The 20974-nt window shown below is 53.0% G+C and carries 18 protein-coding genes; 2 read left to right on the top strand and 16 right to left on the bottom strand.

The features are described 5' to 3' along the window. Positions 1–179 precede the first annotated feature (179 nt). The 12 genes from B036_RS0123015 to B036_RS0123070 form a co-directional block, all read right to left on the bottom strand. A complete protein-coding gene (locus B036_RS0123015) occupies positions 180–1109 on the bottom strand; it encodes an energy transducer TonB (RefSeq protein ID WP_020571106.1) in 930 nt (309 codons plus the stop codon). 19 nt (positions 1110–1128) lie between these two features. Beyond that, positions 1129–1569 (bottom strand): VanZ family protein, encoded by a 441-nt coding sequence (locus tag B036_RS32555; protein WP_083926298.1) that lies wholly within the window; start codon positions 1567–1569, stop codon positions 1129–1131. 9 nt (positions 1570–1578) lie between these two features. Continuing rightward, on the bottom strand, positions 1579–1968 hold the full coding sequence (gcvH, locus tag B036_RS0123025) for a glycine cleavage system protein GcvH (protein WP_020571108.1): 390 nt from the start codon (positions 1966–1968) through the stop codon (positions 1579–1581). 103 nt (positions 1969–2071) lie between these two features. After that, complete coding sequence (locus B036_RS0123030) at positions 2072–3373, bottom strand: citrate (Si)-synthase (RefSeq protein WP_020571109.1); 1302 nt, start codon at positions 3371–3373, stop codon at positions 2072–2074. Positions 3374–3750: 377 nt separating this feature from the next. Then, positions 3751–4239, bottom strand: coding sequence for a methylated-DNA--[protein]-cysteine S-methyltransferase (locus B036_RS0123035; protein ID WP_020571110.1), 489 nt, complete (start codon positions 4237–4239; stop codon positions 3751–3753). An 82-nt stretch (positions 4240–4321) separates the two neighbouring features. Beyond that, positions 4322–5569: an NAD(P)/FAD-dependent oxidoreductase gene (locus tag B036_RS0123040; protein WP_020571111.1), complete on the bottom strand. Its 1248-nt coding sequence runs from the start codon at positions 5567–5569 to the stop codon at positions 4322–4324. A 240-nt stretch (positions 5570–5809) separates the two neighbouring features. Continuing rightward, complete coding sequence (locus tag B036_RS0123045) at positions 5810–6577, bottom strand: glycosyltransferase family 2 protein (protein WP_020571112.1); 768 nt, start codon at positions 6575–6577, stop codon at positions 5810–5812. A 300-nt stretch (positions 6578–6877) separates the two neighbouring features. Further along, a complete protein-coding gene (cysQ, locus tag B036_RS0123050) occupies positions 6878–7681 on the bottom strand; it encodes a 3'(2'),5'-bisphosphate nucleotidase CysQ (protein WP_020571113.1) in 804 nt (267 codons plus the stop codon). Between the two features lie 234 nt (positions 7682–7915). Continuing rightward, entirely contained in the window at positions 7916–8953 is a 1038-nt protein-coding gene (locus B036_RS0123055) for a S41 family peptidase (RefSeq protein ID WP_020571114.1), read from the bottom strand. A 223-nt stretch (positions 8954–9176) separates the two neighbouring features. Beyond that, complete coding sequence (locus B036_RS0123060; RefSeq protein ID WP_020571115.1) at positions 9177–9962, bottom strand: porin family protein; 786 nt, start codon at positions 9960–9962, stop codon at positions 9177–9179. A gap of 108 nt (positions 9963–10070) precedes the next feature. Next, entirely contained in the window at positions 10071–11174 is a 1104-nt protein-coding gene (locus B036_RS0123065; protein WP_020571116.1) for an AraC family transcriptional regulator, read from the bottom strand. 109 nt (positions 11175–11283) lie between these two features. After that, positions 11284–12684 (bottom strand): MATE family efflux transporter, encoded by a 1401-nt coding sequence (locus B036_RS0123070; RefSeq protein ID WP_020571117.1) that lies wholly within the window; start codon positions 12682–12684, stop codon positions 11284–11286. A 380-nt stretch (positions 12685–13064) separates the two neighbouring features. Between B036_RS0123070 and B036_RS0123075 the strand changes: the two genes are divergently transcribed. Further along, positions 13065–13643 carry a hypothetical protein gene (locus B036_RS0123075; RefSeq protein WP_020571118.1) on the top strand — a complete coding sequence of 193 codons (579 nt, stop codon included), beginning with the start codon at positions 13065–13067 and terminating at the stop codon, positions 13641–13643. A 15-nt stretch (positions 13644–13658) separates the two neighbouring features. On the opposite strand, the gene B036_RS0123080 is transcribed toward B036_RS0123075, so the two are convergent. After that, the gene (locus tag B036_RS0123080) at positions 13659–16922 is read right to left on the bottom strand and encodes a caspase family protein (protein ID WP_020571119.1); all 3264 of its coding nucleotides are present in this window, start codon (positions 16920–16922) and stop codon (positions 13659–13661) included. A 130-nt stretch (positions 16923–17052) separates the two neighbouring features. Between B036_RS0123080 and B036_RS30685 the strand changes: the two genes are divergently transcribed. Beyond that, on the top strand, positions 17053–17796 hold the full coding sequence (locus B036_RS30685; protein ID WP_020571120.1) for a glycoside hydrolase family 25 protein: 744 nt from the start codon (positions 17053–17055) through the stop codon (positions 17794–17796). A 114-nt stretch (positions 17797–17910) separates the two neighbouring features. Here B036_RS30685 and B036_RS0123090 read toward each other — a convergent pair whose 3' ends face one another. The 3 genes from B036_RS0123090 to B036_RS0123100 form a co-directional block, all read right to left on the bottom strand. Next, positions 17911–19011, bottom strand: coding sequence for a homoserine O-acetyltransferase family protein (locus B036_RS0123090; RefSeq protein ID WP_020571121.1), 1101 nt, complete (start codon positions 19009–19011; stop codon positions 17911–17913). A 20-nt stretch (positions 19012–19031) separates the two neighbouring features. Beyond that, entirely contained in the window at positions 19032–19508 is a 477-nt protein-coding gene (locus B036_RS0123095; protein ID WP_020571122.1) for a DinB family protein, read from the bottom strand. 114 nt (positions 19509–19622) lie between these two features. Further along, positions 19623–20909 carry an O-acetylhomoserine aminocarboxypropyltransferase/cysteine synthase family protein gene (locus B036_RS0123100; protein ID WP_020571123.1) on the bottom strand — a complete coding sequence of 429 codons (1287 nt, stop codon included), beginning with the start codon at positions 20907–20909 and terminating at the stop codon, positions 19623–19625. Between the last annotated feature and the right edge of the window lie 65 nt (positions 20910–20974).

Consider the following 20974-nt stretch of genomic DNA (forward strand, 5'->3'; position numbering starts at 1 on the left):
AGTGAGCAGCCTGATGCGGGAGCTGCAACCTGCAACGCGCCGAAGGCGCTCTGCAACGGGAGCGAAGCGACCTCTGCAACAACGAACGAAGTGAGTTAAGGTAGCGACTAATCCAAAACAAAAAACCGATGAAGTTCCATCAGGAACAACATCGGCTTTTTATTTGTGGTGTGAAGTTTCTACTCGAGCTTGAACTTCACCGGAAGGTTGAACTGAACGCGTACGTTCCGTCCGCCCTGCTTTCCGGGGCTCCATTTGAGGCCCTTGGAGTTCATGAGTTCAACTACACGGAGTGCTTCTTCTCCGGTTTTGGCACCAGGGTTACGCACAACCTTGGCATCAGTTACCGTACCATCTTTCTCTACTACGAAAGAGACAACGGCCATACCTTCTACACCATTCTCACGAGCGATGGCAGGGTATTTGATGTTACCGTAGATGAATTCGAGCATCTTTTTGTCAGCACACTGCTTTTTCTCAGCGTAGCTGCCCAGGTCTTCACAACCGGGGAAAAGCGGCATTTGCTCTACCACCTTGAAGATTTCGTCCACTGCGGGGGGCGGTGGTGGTGGTGGTGGCGGTGGGGGGGGAGGCGGTGCAGCCTCTTCCTTAATCTCCGGCGGAGCTTCCATGACGGTTTCTTCGTCAATGGAAGTATCCTCGAATTCCGGCGGATCTTCTTCAATCAGCTCCTCTTCCGGCACTTCCTCGATAACGGGTGGGGGCGGTGGGGGTGGGGGCGGTGGCGGTTCTGCTGTCCGCGGCGGCTCCATTTCGATCTCTTCATCGAGTGTTAGGGCACCGTCGGGGATGTAGATTTCCTTAGAGTACTGCGTCCAACCGAAGGCAAGAAGGGAAAGCCCTACTGCCAGCGCGAGGCCGAAGTTGAAGAAAGTGGAGCTGAGGCCGAAGACGTCGAGTCGCTCGTACTTGGCGCGATTGGCCAGGTAAGAGGTATTCGCTTCGTCGGCCGCCTGGTATTCACCTTGGAGCGCCTTCTCTGTCCGCTTCTTGTACACATTTCTCATGAAGAGAATGAGTCCAATAAAGAGGAGCATTAATACGGCCAAAGTTCCTGCCAGGGCACCTCCGGAAAGTGAGATATCCATGACTATTGAGTTTAAAAAATTATTCATTCGGTTCCACCGTTGTGGACAACCTTGTTTTGAGTAGTTGATACAGTAAAAAGGTCAGCCCCCCGACGATAGCACCAAGTAAATTAGCGACCATGTCTACGGGGTCAAAGCTGCGGCCTGTTCCACTGATTCCCTGGAGTATTTCCATTGCTGCACCGAAAAGTGCGGCAACAAAAACGGCCAGAAGTATTGCCCATCTTGTTCGGCGTTCCGAAAAGAAGACCGACAATAATAAGGCAAAAAGACCATACGCACCAAAGTGAGCTACTTTGTCGGGAGAAAATAGCGTAGTCCAGTCAGGAATTGACGGCAATTTGCTTCCCGGCAGCACACTTCCCAGTAACAAGAGAAGCGCGTAGGTGCCTGTCACTAACCATTGTAAGCGACGATTACGGGGAGAAGATGCAGAGGAATTCTGTTTTGGTGGAGGCAAAGAAAAAAATTATGCAATTGCTTCCTTGTACTCCTCTGCCGACAGCAACCCTTCGCGATCTTCCGGATCGGAGAGTTCAATTTTGATGATCCAGCCCTTACCGTAAGGGTCCTGATTTACCATAGTAGGGTTGTCTCCTTCGTTTTCATCGAGTTCACTGTTGAATTCAATGATCTTTCCAGAAAGGGGTAGAAAAAGATCGCTCGTAGTCTTCACAGCCTCTACCGTGCCGAAAATCTCGTTACGCTCCAATGTTTCGCCTACGGTTTCCACTTCTACGTAAACCAATTCATCCAGGGCTTCCTGGGCATAATCCGTGATGCCTACGGTGGCGATGTTTCCTTCAATAAGAACCCATTCGTGTTCTTCGGTGTAAAAGAGATTAGCGGGGACTTTCATACTTGATGCTTAATTGGTGATTCTGGATTGATGATTGTGAATTGGTGATGCTGGATTGACAAATAGTATTACTAGTTAACCATCCGGCATCACCAATTAACAATTACTTCTGGATCTGGCTTTTAATCCAATCGCTTGTAACGGACTTGGGGCGCTCCAGCGGCATACCCAGGGCACGACTCCAGATTCCGGCGGCAAGTACACCAAGTGCGCGGCTAACGCCAAAGAGCACCGTGTAGAAGCTGTACTCACTGAATCCGTAATGGACCAGCAGGGCGCCTGAGTGCGCATCTACGTTCGGCCATGGGTTTTTGACTTTGCCGAGGGCCTCGAGCATTGGAGGAACCACATCAAATATCTTCCAGACCGTCTCGATCAATTCGCTGTCTTTGATGTACTCTTCGGCAAAGCGGCGCTGCGCGGTAAATCGTGGATCCGGTTCGCGGAGTACCGCGTGTCCGTAGCCGGGTATTACCTTACGGGCGTCCAGTGTTTCTTGAACGTACTGCTGAATTTGCTCTTTCGTCGGCGTTTTGGTTCCCAGGTTTTCGATCATTTCGAAGATCCACTTGATTACCTCCTGGTTAGCCAGTCCGTGCAGTGGGCCGGCGAGGGCGTTCATGCCAGCAGCGAAGGAACGGTACGGATCACTGAGGGTGGAAGAGACCAGATTAACGGTATGCGCTGAAGCATTTCCGCCTTCATGGTCGGCGTGGATTGTCAGGTACAAGCGCATTAAGCTGCGGAAGTCCTTATCGTCGCTACCTAGCATATGGGCAAAGTTAGCGCTCCAGTCCAGGCTGTTGTCGGGGGCAATATGGTCACCATCTTTAAACGAACGGCGGTAGATGTACGCAGCAACCCGCGGCAGGCGGGCAATCAGGTTCATACTATCTTCATATACCGCATCCCAATGTTCGGTTTTCGACATTCCCTCCGCGTAGCGGCGGTCAAAAATACTGTCTGGCTGCATCGCCATAATGGCGATGGTGAACTGAGTCATCGGGTGAGTATCAGCAGGCATGCTTTCCAGGGTCTTGAAGACCTGGTCAGAAACTTCCGAGCGGCTTTGCCAGTCTTTAGTTAGTGCCTCCACTTCCGCTTCGGTGGGAATTTCACCCGTAAGCATTAACCAGAAAAGACCTTCCGGCTTTGGTTCTCCCTGCGGGCCGCTGGGTAGTAACTCCTTTACTTCCGGAATAGAATAGCCCCGAAAGCGAATCCCTTTGATCGCGTCAAGCTGGCTGGTTTCCCACATCATCATTTTGATGCCCCGGGCACCACCCGTTACCTGGCTCAATGTTACCTCATCTACTTTTTGGTTGCCATGCTCTTTGTTGATCGCACGAAGTTCGGTGTAAAGGGCAAGTGCTTTTTCAGCAAATTTCTGTTTAAGGGATTCCATGTTGTAGGAGGGCGTTGGTTTGGTTAGTTTGGTTATTCAGCGGGCGTCTTGGTTGGACCGCAATCAAGGAGGTAACGCCAGGAAGACCGTTGGGTTCGAGCATTACGTCTTGCCGGGCAAATAACGAACATTTAGTGCTGGTTTTTGACTTTCGCTTTATGAAAGTTCGTCTGTTAGCGAAAAAAGTAAAGATTTAAGGGGAAAAGACGGACATTTTTCAGGCGCGAACGCAGGTGCAAGCGTACAGACCAGGGAGCAGAGTGGAGTAGCTTAGTTGCCGGCCGTTAAAACGTCCCGTTAGATCATCAGGTCCGGATTCAGCCCTTTGCTCCTTATACCATTTTTTGCACCAGCGGCCCCGCCAAAAAAACTTTGCCTTAAAAAAGGCTCCCCTGCTCCGCAAAACTCTTAGGATTCTCCAGCGCCAGTAAGCGCCGCTTAAAATCAAGGCCATAAAAATAGCCCTGCAGGTCACCCGATTTCGCAATCACCCGATGGCAAGGCACGATAATAGCGATGGGGTTTCGGCGATTGGCCTGCCCAACGGCCTGGCTCGCCTTGGGGTCCCCTACCCGATCCGCAATGTACTGGTAGCTGCAGGTTCGGCCGTATTCGATGCTGCATAATTCGGTCCAAACCGCCTGATGAAACGGCGTGGCCTCGCCCCAATCCAGTGCCAGGTCAAAGTCCTGCAATTCTCCGGCAAAGTACGCCGTCAACTGGCTGACCGCAGCCAATAGGTGCCGGTTGGTTGGCGGTGGAACCGAGGCCGGGACGTCAATTTCCGTGATCCGGGCCTCCGTTAGTCCTTCCTCCGTGGCGGAAAGCTGGAAGGTGCCGAAATCGGTATGCAGCCAGGTGGTCACTAATTCTTGATGGTTGATACTCCGTTGTTGAATACGTAAACGCTAAGTTAAGCATTGCTTTTTAATGATTCACCGTCAGAAATCAATAATTAAGAAGGCCCAGCGCCGCCAGCCTTCCACTTCTCATTGCGGCATCCAAAGATCCGTTGAGCTGGTGGTCTCCCGCCAGAAAGATCCGATCTGCCAATCGGGAGTGAGACGGATCGTAGGCATAACTAACGTGTTGGTGATCGGGCAGGGCCTGTTTCACGTCGTAACGATGCAAAAAACGAAGACTGTCATTACCCAGGCCACTGTGCCGCAGCAAATCCTGTTCGGCCTGCCCTATTTGGATATCGCGGGTAATCGCTTCACGCAGGGTAACGGAAATCAACGATCCGCCCTGCCCTTTCAACTTATAGGAAGGTGACACTTCGTCAAGTACCGCGTAAGTATTGATCAGGCTGGTGGGATCGGAGACCAGGTTGATCAGGCGATTTTCCTTTAACCGTCGGCTACTGTAGAAATAAAGGTTAGTTGTTGATTTCCAGGTGACGGGCGTTCCCTTTATTTGAGGCAATAGCTTTTCCGGAGGGCAGGCGATGATGATACCGCCAGGGGAGGCGACCTCCGTACCATCGGCCAACGTCACTACACTACCGGCTACGCTGGCAACGGGGGTACTACAGCGGATTTCCGTTTGTTTCAACTGCCCAGCGAGCTGTTTTGCGATCGCTTCAATACCCTCTGCAGGTAGAGCTGCTCCGCCGTGGCCGAACATCTTAAAGATGAACCGAAAGAGTGCTGCCGGGGTCCGCAATTCCTGTTCCAGGAAAATCCCGCCAAAAAATGGACGGAAGAATCGCTCTACGATCTGCTCGCTGAATCCCAGTGCCCAGAGATAGTCGATCGTGGGCTGTTCTTTATACGACTTACTGAAACAATCTTCAGCGGAATAAGCCCGTAGTTTCAGGCCCAAGCGGGCGAGCTTGATCTTGTCTGACAGCGTACCGATTGGCGAGAGCGTAGAGCGGATGATCTGAGCAGGCTCCCGCAGCGGATCGGCAAACCGAAAATTCAGCTGGCGGGTATGGACGCGGCCACCGGGGCGAAAGGTATTTATATTCAACGCTTTCAAATCAAGATAGCGCTTCACTTCGGGGTACTCCGTCAGCAGGACCTGGAAACCCCGGTCGAGCAGAAAGTCCTCTACCTGATCGGTCTTAAGTCGCCCGCCGATGCGGTCGGCGGCTTCGAGCAGCAGCGGGCGGTAGCCCGCCCGTTCTAATTCAATGGCGGCAACTAGTCCGGCTGCGCCGGCGCCGATGATGGTTATCTGAGGATGTGACAAAACTGGGGAGGTTGAATTTGCGCAAAGATGGGCATTGTGTAGTTAGGTTACAATGACGAAGGGCAGGTCTTCTTATTTTAGCAATAGCCGTCAAACAAACTTTTGTCCGGCATCGCCAGCCCAAAATAATTTGTCGGACGGCCAAACCACCCCTCCGACGGATTTTTTTCACGAATATCCGAGGAACGAAAATGGGACCGTCTGTCTGAGGGGTTGCCCCCGGTGACGTTTACGGCAGGCTCATTCTTTCGCTGTCAGCCTCCCCGCCAGCATATAGCCATACCGCAAAAACACCCCCCATGCCAATACCGCACTCATGATCAGGCCTTCCTTTCCATCCCGGAAACCGCCCTGTATAACGAAGTGCTTAAAGAAGCGGTAAAGGGGCTTAACGAATAGGTGATAAAGCCCTACCCGGGGTGTTTTGGGACCATAATCCTGCGCTGACCATTTGGCGTAGCGGCGGGTTTTGTCAAGGAAGTGATCCAGGTCTTTGAAAGTGTAATGGTTCATCCTTCCCTTCAGCCACCCAACGCTGATATTCTCTGTCTCAATCTCCTCGTGCACCTGCTTGGTGTTGTACCGGCAACGGTCCCGATGAAAGAAGCGGATCACTTTGTCTCCGGCCAGACCTGTATGGTACATTCGCTTGCCCATAAAGTGGTTATCCCGGCCGATCCAATAGGCATCCTGGGGGATAGTCTCCAACGCCAGCAAAGCATCGATTTCCTTCCGTAGCTCTGGCGTCACCAGTTCATCGGCGTCAAGCAGGAGGATCCATTCGTGTTTAGCGTGCTCGATGGCCCAGTTTTTCTGATCAGAAGGGCCGACGTATTTCCGTTGCCGGAGGATAACGTCTTGCCGGGACTCCAATAATTCAGCGGTGCCATCTGTGCTAAAACTGTCCACTACCACCAGATCATCCGACCAGCCGGCCACACTTTCCAGGGAGCGTTCGATGATGTCGAGCTCGTTGAAGGTGGTGTAGATGATGGAGAGTTGTTGCATGTTGCAGAGGTCGCTTCGCTCCCGTTGCAGAGTCGCTTCGCTCCGTTGCAGGGGTTGCAGGGGTTGCAGGGGTTGCAGGGGTTACAAAGATCGGTATCATTTTTGAGAATAGCCTATTGTACTCCCATTCAAATCCGTCAGGCCGAAACCGTGCTTACTATTCTGGCCGTTTACCAACACTAATTAAAGAAGTTTGGAAGAACACCCCTTCACCAGGAGCGTAGCACCCCTGTAATTCTTGCAGCGGGAGCGTAAGCGACCTCTGAAACAACTGCAACCGGAGCGTAGTGACATGGCGACCTAGCAAGCCAACAACTCTTCCCTTACGTTGCCATAGGCGATGAAGTGGGGATTCAGCAGGGATTCTTTATTGTAGCGCAGTTCCTTTCCGGTACCGTCATCGACCAGCTTACCGCCAGCCTCAAGTAGGATGGCGTGGGCAGCGCCGGTGTCCCACTCCATGGTAGGCGCCAGTCGGGGATAGACGTGGGCGGTGCCTTTGGCCAGTTCCATGATTTTCAGCGAGCTGCCGCGTTGTACCAGTTCCGGACGATCGAATTTGTCTATAAAATTTTGGGTCTCCTGGTTAAGGTGGCTGCGGCTCGCGACAATTCGGAGGTTAACGTCCTGCAGGGTAAATGCGGCAGCGAAGATGCGGCTGGGCTTACCGCCGGCTTCCTTCACTTCCCAGGCCCCCAGGCCAGGAGCAGAGTAGAAAAGCTCGTTGGTTACGGGCACGTAAACCGCACCAAGGATTGGCTTCCCACTTTCCACCAGGGCGATGTTGACGGTAAAGTCACCGTTGCGTTTGATGAACTCTTTTGTTCCGTCAAGCGGATCAACCAGCCAGAAGCGGGTAAACTGCGACCGGGTAGCGTAGGTCATCTCTTTCCCTTCCTCAGAAATGATGGGGGCTTGAAAATCCAGCGCTTCTAAGCCGGCCACGATAACATCGTTGGCGGCTTTATCGGCCCGGGTAAGGGGGCTGTCGTCGGCTTTATGCTCGACGCCAAAGTCTTCAGTGGCGTAAACCTCCATGATGGCGGCACCGGCCAGGCGGGTGATCTCGCCTACTTCGGCGGCTAATTTCAGGTAGTCGGTCATAGAGCAAAGGTAGTTTTCAGGGTTCAGTTTTCAGAGATCAGGAATCAGGTTTTAGGGATCAGCACTCAGGAATCAGAATTCAGAGGGGGAGGCAGGGCTTACGTACTCAGACTTTACGACATCCTTATTACTGAACACTAAATTCTGAGCTCTGAAAACTAAATACTGAATGCTGAGTCCTAGAGTTCCCAAAACCTTTCCTTGCACCTGCGGCCCCGCCTGATTATCATGATCCTACCGAATTCCATATTCTTCCAACAAGAAGGTAAACGCCCGTTCCAGTACCACGTCGTTTCCGGCGGCGATGTCTTCAACAGTATTCCGGGCATAGATATCGGGAACGTGCCCTACCCCATCCAGGCTGGTTCCATCGGGCAACAGGAACTTCATGATTGAATAGCGGTACTGCATGCCATTAGGCAGGAAGCGACGCATGCCTGTATCGGAGAAATCGCCCGAAGTAACGTCACCGATCTGCGTTACCGTGGCGATTGATTTAAGGTAAAGCAACATCACCTCTCCGGCGCTGATGGTTACCTGATCAGTCAGGACAACCACGGGCTTATTAAAATTTTCCGTCCCGATTCTCCGACTAAAATACTCTTTCTTTTCAGCAAAATCATCATGCTTCGGCCCATTTCGTTCCTGCACGGTATAGAGCAATTTTTCTTCCTGGATAAAGCGTCCGGCAATTTCCACCCCAATTTGATCTGCTCCGCCGGTATTGTTTCGGAGATCAATTATGATCGCCTGATGGTGACCGATGTCCCGTAAAATCTGATCCGTCAACCCCGTATCCTCCAAATCAATTCCGGACAAATGAAAATAGCCGATATCCCGCCCCCTAAAATCTCCGTAGAGGTACTCCTCCACCGACGAAGAATCCCGTACGTCAACGTAATTACGGACAATCAGATCAAGGCTCAACTCTTCCCGCACCTGATCCCGGCCGGCGTCGCCTGATGCAAAAAACTTTCTACCTGGCCAGTAGACAAAAGTATGCCGGTCGTCAAGGTAGTCGATCATTTCACTAAAGATTGTGAACAGCTCTTCATCGGTCGTTTCGGGCGTAACCTGCCCTTCGTATTCCATGCGTATGCTGTCCCAGTCCCACCCCCGAACGGTAAAAAGGCCATAGTGGCGGTCGAAGTCTTCCCAGAAGATGTCAAAATTGTTTTTCGGCGTATTTACCTCGTCTTCACCCAGGATGATTTTCTGGCAGCTGGTGAACAGAGTAGCGAGAAGGAGGATGGGAAATAGTAATTTTTTCATTGTTGGTTTTTGTGGAAAGATGATTGATCGGGATGTTAGCTGGCGTTTGTGCTGTTTGAGTGGGGGCAAGTCAATACTGCCAAGAAATCAAGTATCCGTTTCAGAATTTGTACTGGTCGGGCGGGGACAAGCCCCGCCCTTACCAGTGCGAGGTTTGGTGGCCGCGTTCGCTGTGCGAACGCAGGATTATCCGACGTAATCCAAAAGCCTTGGGCGGCTGCTATTAGTACTTACGGGTAGCGGTCAGGGTAAACTGGTTATTAAAAATGCGGACAGGATCAAGACGTTGCGTGCTGTAGTAACTCAGGCCGTAGCCTGCTTCCATTGTCCAGCGGTCATTGAAGCGGTATTCCCACCCAAAAGAAGCGCGGAGACCAGTAAAGTCATTGAGGGAGGTCCATTTTCCACGGGTCAGGATTCGGAGCAGAGCGGTATCGTTATCGCTGATGAACTTGTCCCATCCCGTATAAGGTGGTCTGACCAGCAATCCGAAGACGGGTAAAGAACCGGCAAGTTTCAACCGGTGCCGGCCTCCCGTTCGCCAGGCAGCATCTCCCGCCAGTTCAAAACCATGAAGGGCAAAAAACGAAATTGCTTCCGCACCTTCGAAGATGCTGACATCGACATAGCTGCGGTACTTTCCGCCCAGACGAACCTGGCGGCTCCCCTCCGCTGGGCCCATATTTCGCAAGTAGCCAAACGACAGGTCAATCAAGTATCGATCGGTCGTATGGTACTTAGAGGCACTAGATCTTAATTTGGTTAAACCCAGCCCCAGTTCGGCACTCATTAAGTGCCCGGATTTGGTCGTCCGGCCATAACCAAGACCAAAGCGAAGCCCGTCAGCCCGGTAATTAAGTGGAGAAAAATTTTGATCCCTTACGTAGCCGTGGTGTGCGCCAATTGTCAGGGTAAGCTGGTGGCGATAAACCGGCTCAACAGGGAACGATTGTGCACCAAGAGCACCAAAAAACAGAAGTAATGCAGCGGAAAACAAACAGCGTTTCATTGAGAAGAATTAAAACATTGAACTGATGTGGACAAACATCGGCTCCGCTTTACGCTACCACAAGAAATTGATGCGTTCGCTTGTACGGAATCCTTAAAAGCTAAGAAATCAGGACGTTTTACCGGCTTTTCGGTAGTCTCCCGGTGTCTGGCCCGTTGCTTTTTTGAAGGTGCTGTAAAAAACACTGCGGGACCTGAAGCCTGCCTCCAGCCCAATGGCTTCTAAAGAATAAGGATCGAAAGTTGGGTCGGTGAGCATCTCCCGGGCGGCATCAATTCGGAAACCGTTTACATAGTCGGCAAAACTCTCGCCGACCTTCCCGTTGATGATTTGCGAGAGGTACCCTTCGCTAATTCCGAGGCGCGTGGCGATCAGGTTTCGACCGAGATCCGGATTACGATACACCTCTTCCTCCCGCATCATTCTGGCAAGTTCCCGGGGATAACCAACTTCTGCTTGCTCTTTCGCGTCGGCTTGTTCCGACAATGGCTTACGCCCCTTGAGGATTTCCTGAATCTCCGCCTGATCGTCCAGAATCCGCAACTGGTATACGCCCGTGTAATAGATCCACCAGAAAAAGGCAGAGAGGGCGATCCAGATGGCAATCTCCGGCCGGTCGGTATCATAACTCTCTCCGACAAATACCGCCAGGTACCAGACGGCAAGCACCGCCAGCATCGCAGCCGTGAAACGGATCAGCCAGTTCCTTTTACCTTTAGACAGCCCCTTGCTCTCTCTGGCCAGCAGCAGTGCCCACCCCACCAAAAAAACGTTGAACCAGAAGGAGAGGGAGTCTTCCAGTTTGTTGTATAAAAGGTATTCCGGTCCTTCCTTCGCAATTGGTAGTTCAAAGACCTTGAAGGTGAAACTCAGGTCGAAGAAAATGCCCAGCAATACACTAACCACAAACGGAGCATATAACCAGGGCAGCCATTTTGCGCGCAGGTATTTGTGCTCCAGTACGTGCAAAACATAATAGAACAAAGGGACTGGCACCAGGAATTCCCATAAGTGCCACCATAGGTAGTCCAGCCAGAAAAAGCCGAAGTCCTGCCATCCCAGGAAACAGACAAAACTCAACAGCAGAATACTTACCCCCAGGTAATTATTGGCCTTACTTTGGTATGAGGACTTGAACAAGATCATCAGGCCAATGACCAGGCCCTGGAAAATACTGGCGACGATGAAGAAGTCTGCTAGGCTCAGTGACATGGGGGTAAAGGTAGTTTTCAGTATTCAGGTTTCAGCGTTCAGTAGTCAGGGACCAGGGTTCAGTCATCAGGGGTCAGGTTACTAAAAACTGAATCCTGAGACCTGCGTACTAATTACTGCTCCCTGAATCCTGAATACTGCCAACCCTCCCCTTCCACAACCACCACCCCTGCATCACGGCCCGCAGCACCATGAAGAACAGCAGGCTACCCCAAAGTCCCCAGTTGGCGTAATGCCGGCCCAGCAGATAGTAGGACAGCAGGTAACCAGCAAAGGCCAGCAGCATTGTTTGCCGCATGGCGTGGGCGGCCGTGAGGCCGACGTAAATGCCATCGAGTAAATAACAGGGCGTTGCCAGGATGCAGAATGCCACTACGATCGGCAAGTACCTGAGGGCTTCGGCCAGTGTCTCCGGGGCCGCATCTTCGGGCGCAAACAGGGCCAGCAGGTGGGTGTTTCCAAGGGCGTAAACGAGTGCGTAGATCACGGCCAGCCCCATCCCCCAGGCAAATAGCAGCTTCAGCAAGCGCCGCAATTTCTCCGGCTGCCCGGCGCCGTGGTAGCGACCGACCAGGCTTTCGGCAGCGAAGGCGAAGCCGTCGACGCCGTAGCTCAACCAGTTCACCAGTTGCAGTAGAATGACGTTGGCAGCCACTACGGCGGTACCTACATCCAGCGCGTTGGCCCGATTATAAAAGAAGGCAAAGCTGAGGGTAAGGCAAAGCGTTCGGATAAAAATATCGCGGTTAATCGTCAGGAATTCTTTCAGGGCCGTTCCTCCCTCTTTTCCTACTGCTTTCCGTTCTCCTTTCTTCTCTACTTCTTTCCCCCTTTTTTCCAGGCGCGGACGCAGGTGCAAAAGAACGATTTTGAGGGGCAATGCGTGTCGCCGGCATTCGTACCACAGCAACCCCAAGCCAATGACCAGGCCCAGATACTGCGCCGCCACCGTCCCCAGGGCCACACCTTTAATACCCCATCCCAGCGTACGGACCAGATAAAAGCTTAACACCATGTTCGCCACATTGACGATCAGGGTCAGCACCAGCGGGAAGGTAGCGTTCTGCCGACCGAAGAACCAGCCGAAGAGCACCATTTGTAGCAGCGCCGCCGGCGCTGCCAGGATGCGGAGGTAGAAATAATCGTCCACCAACTCCACCTGGTCCGCCCGCAGGTTTAGCAACCAATGAATCAACTCTGCAAAAGGATACTGTAATGCCAAAAGGCACCCCGCCAACAACAGTGCCAGGCCTCCTGCCCGGACCAGGCTGAGCATCTGGGCCTCCTCGTCCTGTTTACCGTAAGCCTGGGCGGTAATCCCGGTAGTGCTCATCCGTAAAAAGCCAAAGTTCCAGTACACAAAGTTCAGCGCCATGGCCCCCAGACCTACCGCGGCAATGTAACGGCCACCAAGACTACCCATCAGGCCGGTATCGAAACTCGACAGCAGCGGCACCGAGATGTTACTCAAAATATTGGGGATGGCCAGGCGGAGAATGTCGCGGTTCATGGGCAGGTTTCAGGTTTCAGGTTTCAGGTTTCAGGTTTCAGGTTTCAGGTTTCAGGTTTCAGGTTTCAGGTTTCAGGTTTCAGGTTTCAGGTTTCAGGTTTCAGGTTTCAGGTTTCAGGTAAGAAAATTGCCGCAGGCAATTCAGACAACTTTCTTCAGATTTTCTTTGAAAAATCGCCTTGTGTCACGAGCGAAGCGAGACCGTAGCTGCAACGCGCCGCAGGCGCTCTGCAACAAGAGCGTAAGCGACTGCTGCAACGTGCAACCTAAAGCGGGAGCGAAGCTACCGCCTAATATTTTAAGACAACATTATCAACCCAAATCCGCCCTTTTCTATTCAATACCCCGTACTTCGTAACGCAAACAAACCAATTAGACTAATGAAAACATCTTCCCTACCGTTCCTGCTTTTACTCGTTATCGGCCTATTTAGTTGGTCTTCCTGTGGAGATGACGACGATCTGGTCCTCGATACCCTCAACTACGATGGCCCCAATTTTACGGCTCCCACCAATGGGGAGGGCTTTACGACTTTCGCAGCCCGCTTCCCCGCTGGGGAAACACAAGAATTTGTCGGTCGTAAACTGGAAAAAATCAGCTTCTACCTGGAAGCCATCCCATTTTCCACCGTAGTACTGGTCTATGCGGACAACAGTACCGATACCCGGGTTCCCGGCGAGGAATTATATTCCATTGACCTCACCCAGCGGGTTCGTAATACTGGCTGGATCGAGCACATCCTGACCACCCCCATCGACATTACAGGAGACGGCCTCTGGCTTGCTGTAGAAGTAGACCTCGATGCAGGTGACCAGGCCATCGGCTGTGACCAGGGCAACAACTACAATCCGAATGGAGATCGCCTGCAGGTACCCTCTGGCCAGTGGACGAGCTTTAACGAAATCACCGGTAACGAGCGGATTAACTGGAACATTCGTGGCATCATTTCGGAAGAGTAGTCTTCCAAAAGATGGCTATCGCCAAACGCTGACGGCAAAATTCCGCCCGTATCCGAAACTAGCCGGGTATTGTGGCACACCGTTATAGCGTTCGGTCAGTTCCGGGACCGTACGAAATAAGTATCGTTTCAGGTCTTCGACCGTTACCGTCCCGTCGGTTCCTGCAGCCTTTCCCTGCAACGCGCCGAGCAGCGCATAGGTAAAGGCGCCGTGCCCCAACTCGTCAAATTCACCGGCTAGTTGCTCCGACCCCGTAGCCGTAATCCAGTGTGTACCGGTGGTCCGTGCCAGCTGTGCAATTGCTTTTTCCTCTCCGGCGCCGGGCATCGCGGAGATGGCGCCGGCGCTTTGGCAAGCATCCAACAGGTACAACTGCCGATGCGCGGGGATCGCAGCGGAGAGTACCTGTAGCTCTCGGGCAGAGATACCGTTCGTAGCCAATTCACTGGTCGCTTTCACGTCGTGCGGCACGAAGTAGAATTCATCGTTCTCTCCGCCCGACATGATGCCATGTCCGGCATAATAAAAGATAAAAAGGTCGTCTGCATCAGCGGCAGCAACAATTTTTTGCAGGGCGGCGAGGATGTCCGCCCTACTGGCACCACCGTCGCGAAGTTTCAGGACATCGGCGTTGCCGACCAGCGGGCTCATGCCCCTGCGCATTACGTCCTCCACCCCGCTGGCGTCGGCGGTGGCATAGTTCAGGTTATATTCGGCGTTAGCGTATTTATCGATACCAACTGTCACGAGGTGCAGCGTAACGCTTGCGGCTCCGGTATTGGAGATGGGCGCGGACGCAGGTGCAAGGGAAGTTAACGGAGCAGTCCCTGCCGACACGCCGGTATACTCAATGAGCAGGCGGGCAGGGCTGCTCTCCGTTCGTTGGTTGTTGAGGGCTACGGCCCTGAATTCATTCTCTCCGGGCAAGAGGCGAACAGTGTACGTTCGTTCATTACCAACGGGTACATCATCTTCCACTACCAGGTTTCGGGTAGCTCCGCCCAGGAGTTTACCGTTATGATACAGCCGTAGCTCCGCTACGGAACCGCCGGGTGCCCTTGCCTTTAAACTTAGCACTGCATCCTGCGTCCGCGCCAAAACCCGACGAACCTCAGGCACGTCATCTTCCACGATCAGGTTACGTGTACCGCCCGACTGGTAATTGATTTCCACTTCCGGCGGCGGCAATAAATTGTTGATATTGATGCGGGGAGACTCGAGGCTACCCGGTCGTCGTCCCAGAATTTCGCCCACCAGTCCTGGCGTATAGAACCCCTCAAATAACTGTTCTAAAGCAATGCGTTGCTGGCCAACCCGGTAATACATTTTCCCCATTGCTCCCGGCGAGGCATCAAAGCGACCGTCGGGCGCCACTATCGCCCAGTCGTCCGTATCGGCATATTGCAGTAGCGCTGCCACATACTGACGGTTGCGGACGTCAAATATCCGTACTACGCCTTCCCGGCCAGCCGCCGCCACAAAGCCATCACCAAAAAAAGCCATCCGGTCGAATCTCAGACCTGTTTCTCCCGGTACCGTCAGCGGGTACTCCCGCCCATCGGGCAGGTAATAAAGATAGGCGCGGTTATCATGGGTATAAGCCGCCCATTCCCGATCGGCAGAGAAGTCAATCTCGTAGGGAAACCGTCCGTTTGGTAAGGCCCGCCGTTCGAGTTCCCGTCCGGAAGCAGCGTCGATGGTGACGAATGCCTGATAGGTCTGCGCCAGGATGCGGCGGCCGTCGGCGGAGAAAACCGGATCGTCCAGCGCTATTTCCTTTTCCCAAACTGGTTCACCGTTGGCCACGTTGACAAGCCGCGCCCAGGTCTTCGTTTGTTGCCCCGTGCCCGTGAACCGAGCTGGTGCCAATAGTAGTTGTTTCCCGTCGGGCGACAGCGCCGTATGTTCCTGGAAGTAGGCATCACCCGGGCGTAATCCACCTTTCCCAACGGACTTGTCCGTCTTCGTATCCATCATCAGGTATCCTTCTTTTCCGACAACGGCCAATCGCAGGCCATCGGCGGATGCTGCAACTCCCCGGGTGTCAGCGAAGCCGCTTTTAAATCGCTTCACCTGCGGATGCCGACCTGTGGCCTGGTAGCTGAATACCTCCCCGTCTCCCGGCGAAGAGGCCAGCAATGAACCATCAGTGCTATAATGAAGCCGGCCGCTGGCGAAGGAACCGTCGTGGGAGTGGGTGAGCAGGTAATGACGGTCCAGGGTCAGGGTTTTGAGCTTACTCAATCCCCAGGTCAACTTACCGGTAGTCTCTGAGCCTGCAAGGACCTGCGGGGTCAGCAACGCTTCCCCAAGTTTCCCCTGAGGTCTTAAATCCGGCAACGCCAAACGACGGATCACATAGGGTGATTTTCCGGCGAGGTAGAGGTAGCCATCCGCCCCTACCGCAATAACCCGATCCGACCCTTCATCAAGTTTAAACATGGATACTCCCCCCTCCAGATAACTGCCATTAGCAAGCCGGCCATCTGTATTCGACCAGTAGAGTTTACCGTCATAGAACCCGGAGACATTCACCAGGTCCTGATGCTTCACTTCCGATTTGGGGGCGGCTACCGACCAGCGCTCTCCGGCGGCCCCGCGCACCCCGAAAGTAGCGTTATTCCCTTCGTTACGAATAAAGAACCGATCACCTTCCGGCGTGTACTGGTGGGCATAGGCGGCCGGTTGGGGGCTGCCACCGCCAGTGGGCATAACGTAGTTCTCGCTGCCCGGAATAACGATCAGGAGTTCCGCGCCGTCCGGGCATACCACTAGTTGCGCTACCCCGCGATTAGTGCCCATCGGCACTGTACCCAGCAGTCGGGGTTGCCCTCCGGGGACGCTGACAGAAAAAACCTGCTGAGGGTCTTCACCGGTACTGCTCCGGCGTTGCGTCAGGTAGTAGAGTTCGTTACGCCCGGGGTGGAAGGCTACAGCATTAGTGTTCCAGCCGGAAAAAGTACTGACGACCCGAAAATCCGCCATTTCCAGCAAATGGATCTCGTTAAAAGCAGCAACTGCCAGGTATTTGCCATCGGGGCTGAAGGCCAGGCCACGAGCCATGTCTCCCGGGCGGAAAGTATGAAGCTCACGCCCAGAGGCGGTCTCCCATATTTTCACCGTCTCGTCGATGCTTGAGCTGGCAAGTAAGCCGCCGCCGGGACTGACGGTTAACTTCATGATGGCACGTGTGTGGCCACCTGGAACTACCAACTGCGGCATTTGGGCGGCGAGGATGCAGGTGCAAAGAAAGGTAAAGAGAAAAAGGGTCTGACGCATGGCAAGGGTTATTGATTCCCGGAAGCCCGAAGATAAGCAGTGTGCGCATTGGACTTAAACAATCGTTAGCAATATGAGGGACAACCTTATTTGCAAATCCTTCCTATCTTAGCCCTGTCTTCAATGCTCCATGAATATTAACAATACGTACTTAAGGATTTTCATCGTTATGCTCCCATTTTGGGCGCTGACCTCCTGCCTCGCTGACTGGCAGGATGCTTCAGATCGTTATGAAGTAAAGGGTGTCGACGTTAGCCACTATCAGGGAGTGATTGACTGGGACTTACTTGCCGCCGATGGGCACGACTTCGCCTTCATCAAGGCTACCGAAGGCGAAGAACTAAAAGACGAAGCCTTTGCCGCCAACTGGCATCTGGCCGGGCTTACCGGAATGCGGCGCGGTGCCTACCACTTCTTCCGCCCCGAGGTAATGCCTGACATACAAGCAACTAATTTTATCGCTGAGGTAGAACTAAGGCCAGGAGATCTTCCCCCGGTGATCGACGTAGAAAACAGGGGTAATCTTTCGGTCGCCCAACTGGTCAGCCGTGTAAAAAAGCTCTCCTTAGTCATGGAATTGCACTATGGGGTGAAGCCCATTATTTATACCGGACAGAATTTCTACAACCGCTTTCTGGCCGGACAGTTCGATGATCACCCTCTGTGGTTGGCGCGTTACGACTACGACGAACCAGTCACCGTTTGCGGACGGAATTACAATTTCTGGCAGTATACAGACAGTGGGCAGCTGCCCGGCGTTGTCGGAGATATTGACCGCAACGTCTTTCTTGGCACCCACCTGGATTTAGCTTTGTTGTGTATCCCTCCGACGGTTTCTTCCGCCTCGGACGATCTGGCGCAGTTTGGGGAGTAGTTAAGGGGGTAAAAATGGGTTATTCGATCATTCTTACAGCTTTTTAAAACTTTGTATTAACGACAGTAGTCTCGGGATTTACAACTTTCCGAAAACCGTTTTTGCTTTCAAACACTACACCTCCTCCGTCCCCGGAATAGCAAAGGTCCGCCCGCTCAATCCATCCGTAAAGGCCCGCTTGGTTCCCGCATCGATGGTCAATTGGTCTGCCAGAAAATCGGCTAAGAGCAGACCGATCTTGGGAGTTTCCACCAGGAATCCGTCGTGGCCATAATCTGAAGACATGACCTCCAACCGGCTATTAGGAATGTAGCGACTGAGTAACGATTGCTCCTCCGTCGGGAACAACACGTCCGTGTCTATACTGATAATGAGCGTTGGCGCGGTAATCTTTGCCAGTGCAGCAGCGGGTCCTCCCCTGCCGCGTCCAAGGTTGTGGGTGTCCATGCTCCGGGTAAGGGCATAGTAGCAGGTTGGGGCAAATCGTTTCCACAACTTAACCCCTTGATAGCGCTGGTAGCTACTGGCCCGAAAATCATCGATGTCTTCCGAGTTCGATTGTTGCTGGGTCGCATCGTAGGTCCGGTAGTGGCGGTAAGACAGGACCGCCATTGAGCGAGCAGCTTCTAATCCCCGTCTACCAGCTTCGGGTGTATCAGTACCCAGCGTTTGATCTGCTCTCAAAGCCATCCGTTGGCTCTCATTGAAAGCGATCCCATAGGGCGAGAAGCGAGCGTTGGTGGCTAGCAGGCAGAGCAGGTCAAAGCGACCTGGATCCAGACAAGCCCATTCCCCTGCGTGTTGGCCGCCCATACTACCTCCCATCAGCAGACGGATTCTACGAATGCCCAGATAATCGGCAACAAGTGCAAAGAATCGGGCATTATCCCGGGTCGTCACCAGCGGAAAATCGAGGGAATAAGGCTGACCAGTAGCCGGGTTGATCGTTTTCGGACTGGTGCTTCCATAGCTGCTTCCCAGAATATTCACACAAATGACAAAATATTTGGCGGGATCTATGGTAAAGCCCTCCCCCACCAGCCCTGGCCACCAGTCTTCCGCATCACTGTTTGCGGTAAGTGCGTGGCAAATCCAGATGACGTTATCGCGGGCTTCGTTCAGTTGCCCATAAGTGTTGTAAGCTGCCGTAAGGGACGGTAGGGTTACACCGGATTCCAGTGTAAAAGAATGGGATATGTGGAGATATTTGGTCAAATTATCGAGGCTTCGAGTCGTTAAGTTGTTGGGTTGTCGGATCGGTTCAGCAGGCTCGCCAATAAATTGATCTGACCAAGGTGGTAGATGTCGTGCTGAATGGCCCCGTCAAGCAAATTCCGGTTGAGGTAGTAGTAATCCGGATGTACTTTTTCTTCGCTGGTGGAGTAATCGAATTCCGCGACGGCAACCAACATTTGTTCTTTGGTTTCTGCCAGCTCTGCCAGCATTTCAGCTTTACGCTTACCAGAATAATCAGGCCAGTCTTCCGGAGAGTTCAGTTCAATTTTCGTGCGGGGTAAGCGACGAAGGCGTAGGGCGGTATTTCGCCGCCAGGCAACCATGTGGCCAATCAGTTGGGCAATCGTCCGATGACCAACGGGCCGGTGAAAGTCCGCTTCCGAAATTGGTTCCAGACTTTCTTCCACGCCACGACCAAACATCGGCAACTTGCCGTGCATGATGTGATACTGTTCCTGAAAGTAGGCTGAAGTCATGAGTGAATAATGGAATGGGAGAATAAAAGAATGAGGGAATAGTCAAACAGTAAGTTTCTATAAACCGGCAAATTTCACACTATTCAATCGTTCTCCCATTCTCCCTCTCTCTGATTAGATGAGATCAAAAGCCTGCTGCAAGTCCTCCTTGATGTCTTCAATATGCTCAATACCAACGCTCAGGCGCAGGGCATTGGGTAGTACCCCGGCAGCAAGTTGCTCCTCGGCAGCAAGTTGCTGGTGAGTAGTCGCGGCTGGTTGAATAATCAGGGTCTTGGCATCTCCCACGTTCGCGAGGTGGCTGATCAGTTTGAGGTTGTCAACCACTTTGGTCGCCGCAGCCTTATCGCCTTTCACCTGGAACCCCAGGACACCGCCATAGCCGTTTGTCAGATACTTTTTGGCATTGGCGTGGCCAGCATGGTCTGGCAACCCTGCATAAGAAACCGACTCCACCTTAGGGTGCGCTTCCAGCCATTCAGCCATCGCCTGGGCATTATCGACCGTCCGCTGCACGCGCAGCGAGAGCGTTTCCAGGCCCTGTACGTGGAGCCAGGCGTTAAATGGACTGGCAGCGGGGCCGAAGTCACGAAGGCCTTCTACCCGGGCACGAATGGCAAAGGCGATGTTGCCGAAAGGACCGTCCTTACCAAACACATCATTGAAAACGAGGCCGTTGTAACCTGGGCTCGGATCCGTAAATTGTGGGTACTTACCGTTGCCGAAATCAAAAGTACCGCCATCGACGATCACTCCGCCGATACTCGTGCCGTGGCCGCCGATCCACTTGGTGGCAGACTCCACCACAATGTCAGCACCGTGCTTCAGTGGCTGACAGAGGTAACCACATGCACCAAATGTGTTGTCTACGATAAGCGGAAGATCGTGCGCTTTCGCTACGGCACTCAGCCCGGCAAAGTCAGGAACGAGAAAGCTCGGGTTTGGCAGCGTTTCGGTGTAGATGGCCTTTGTCTTATCGTCGATAAGCTTGGCAAAGTCCGCAGGATCAGTGCTTTCCGCAAAACGGACCTCGATACCAATACGCTTAAAAGCAACCTTGAACTGGTTATAGGTACCACCGTAGAGGTAGGGGCTGGAGACAATGTTTTCTCCTACCTGGGTAATATTATTAATGGCCAGGAACTGGGCGGCCTGCCCGGAACTCGTCGCAACGGCAGCAACTCCGCCTTCCAGCGCGGCCACTCGCTTTTCGAAGGCGTCGGTGGTAGGATTCATGATCCGGGTATAGATGTTCCCGAATTCCTGCAGGGCAAAGAGTTTGGCGCCGTGCTCGCTGTCGCGGAACGTAAAGCTCGTCGTTTGGTACAAGGGTAAAGCGCGGCTGCGGGTCGTTTCGTCGACTTCCTGGCCGGCGTGAAGTTGGAGGGTTTCGAATCTCATAATAATAAGGGGATATTGTGGGTCGGGAGGAGGCAAGCTTCTCCCTTACGATAAAATGTGATATT

Source organism: Neolewinella persica DSM 23188 (genome assembly GCF_000373105.1).
Taxonomy (GTDB): Bacteria; Bacteroidota; Bacteroidia; order Chitinophagales; family Saprospiraceae; genus Neolewinella; species Neolewinella persica.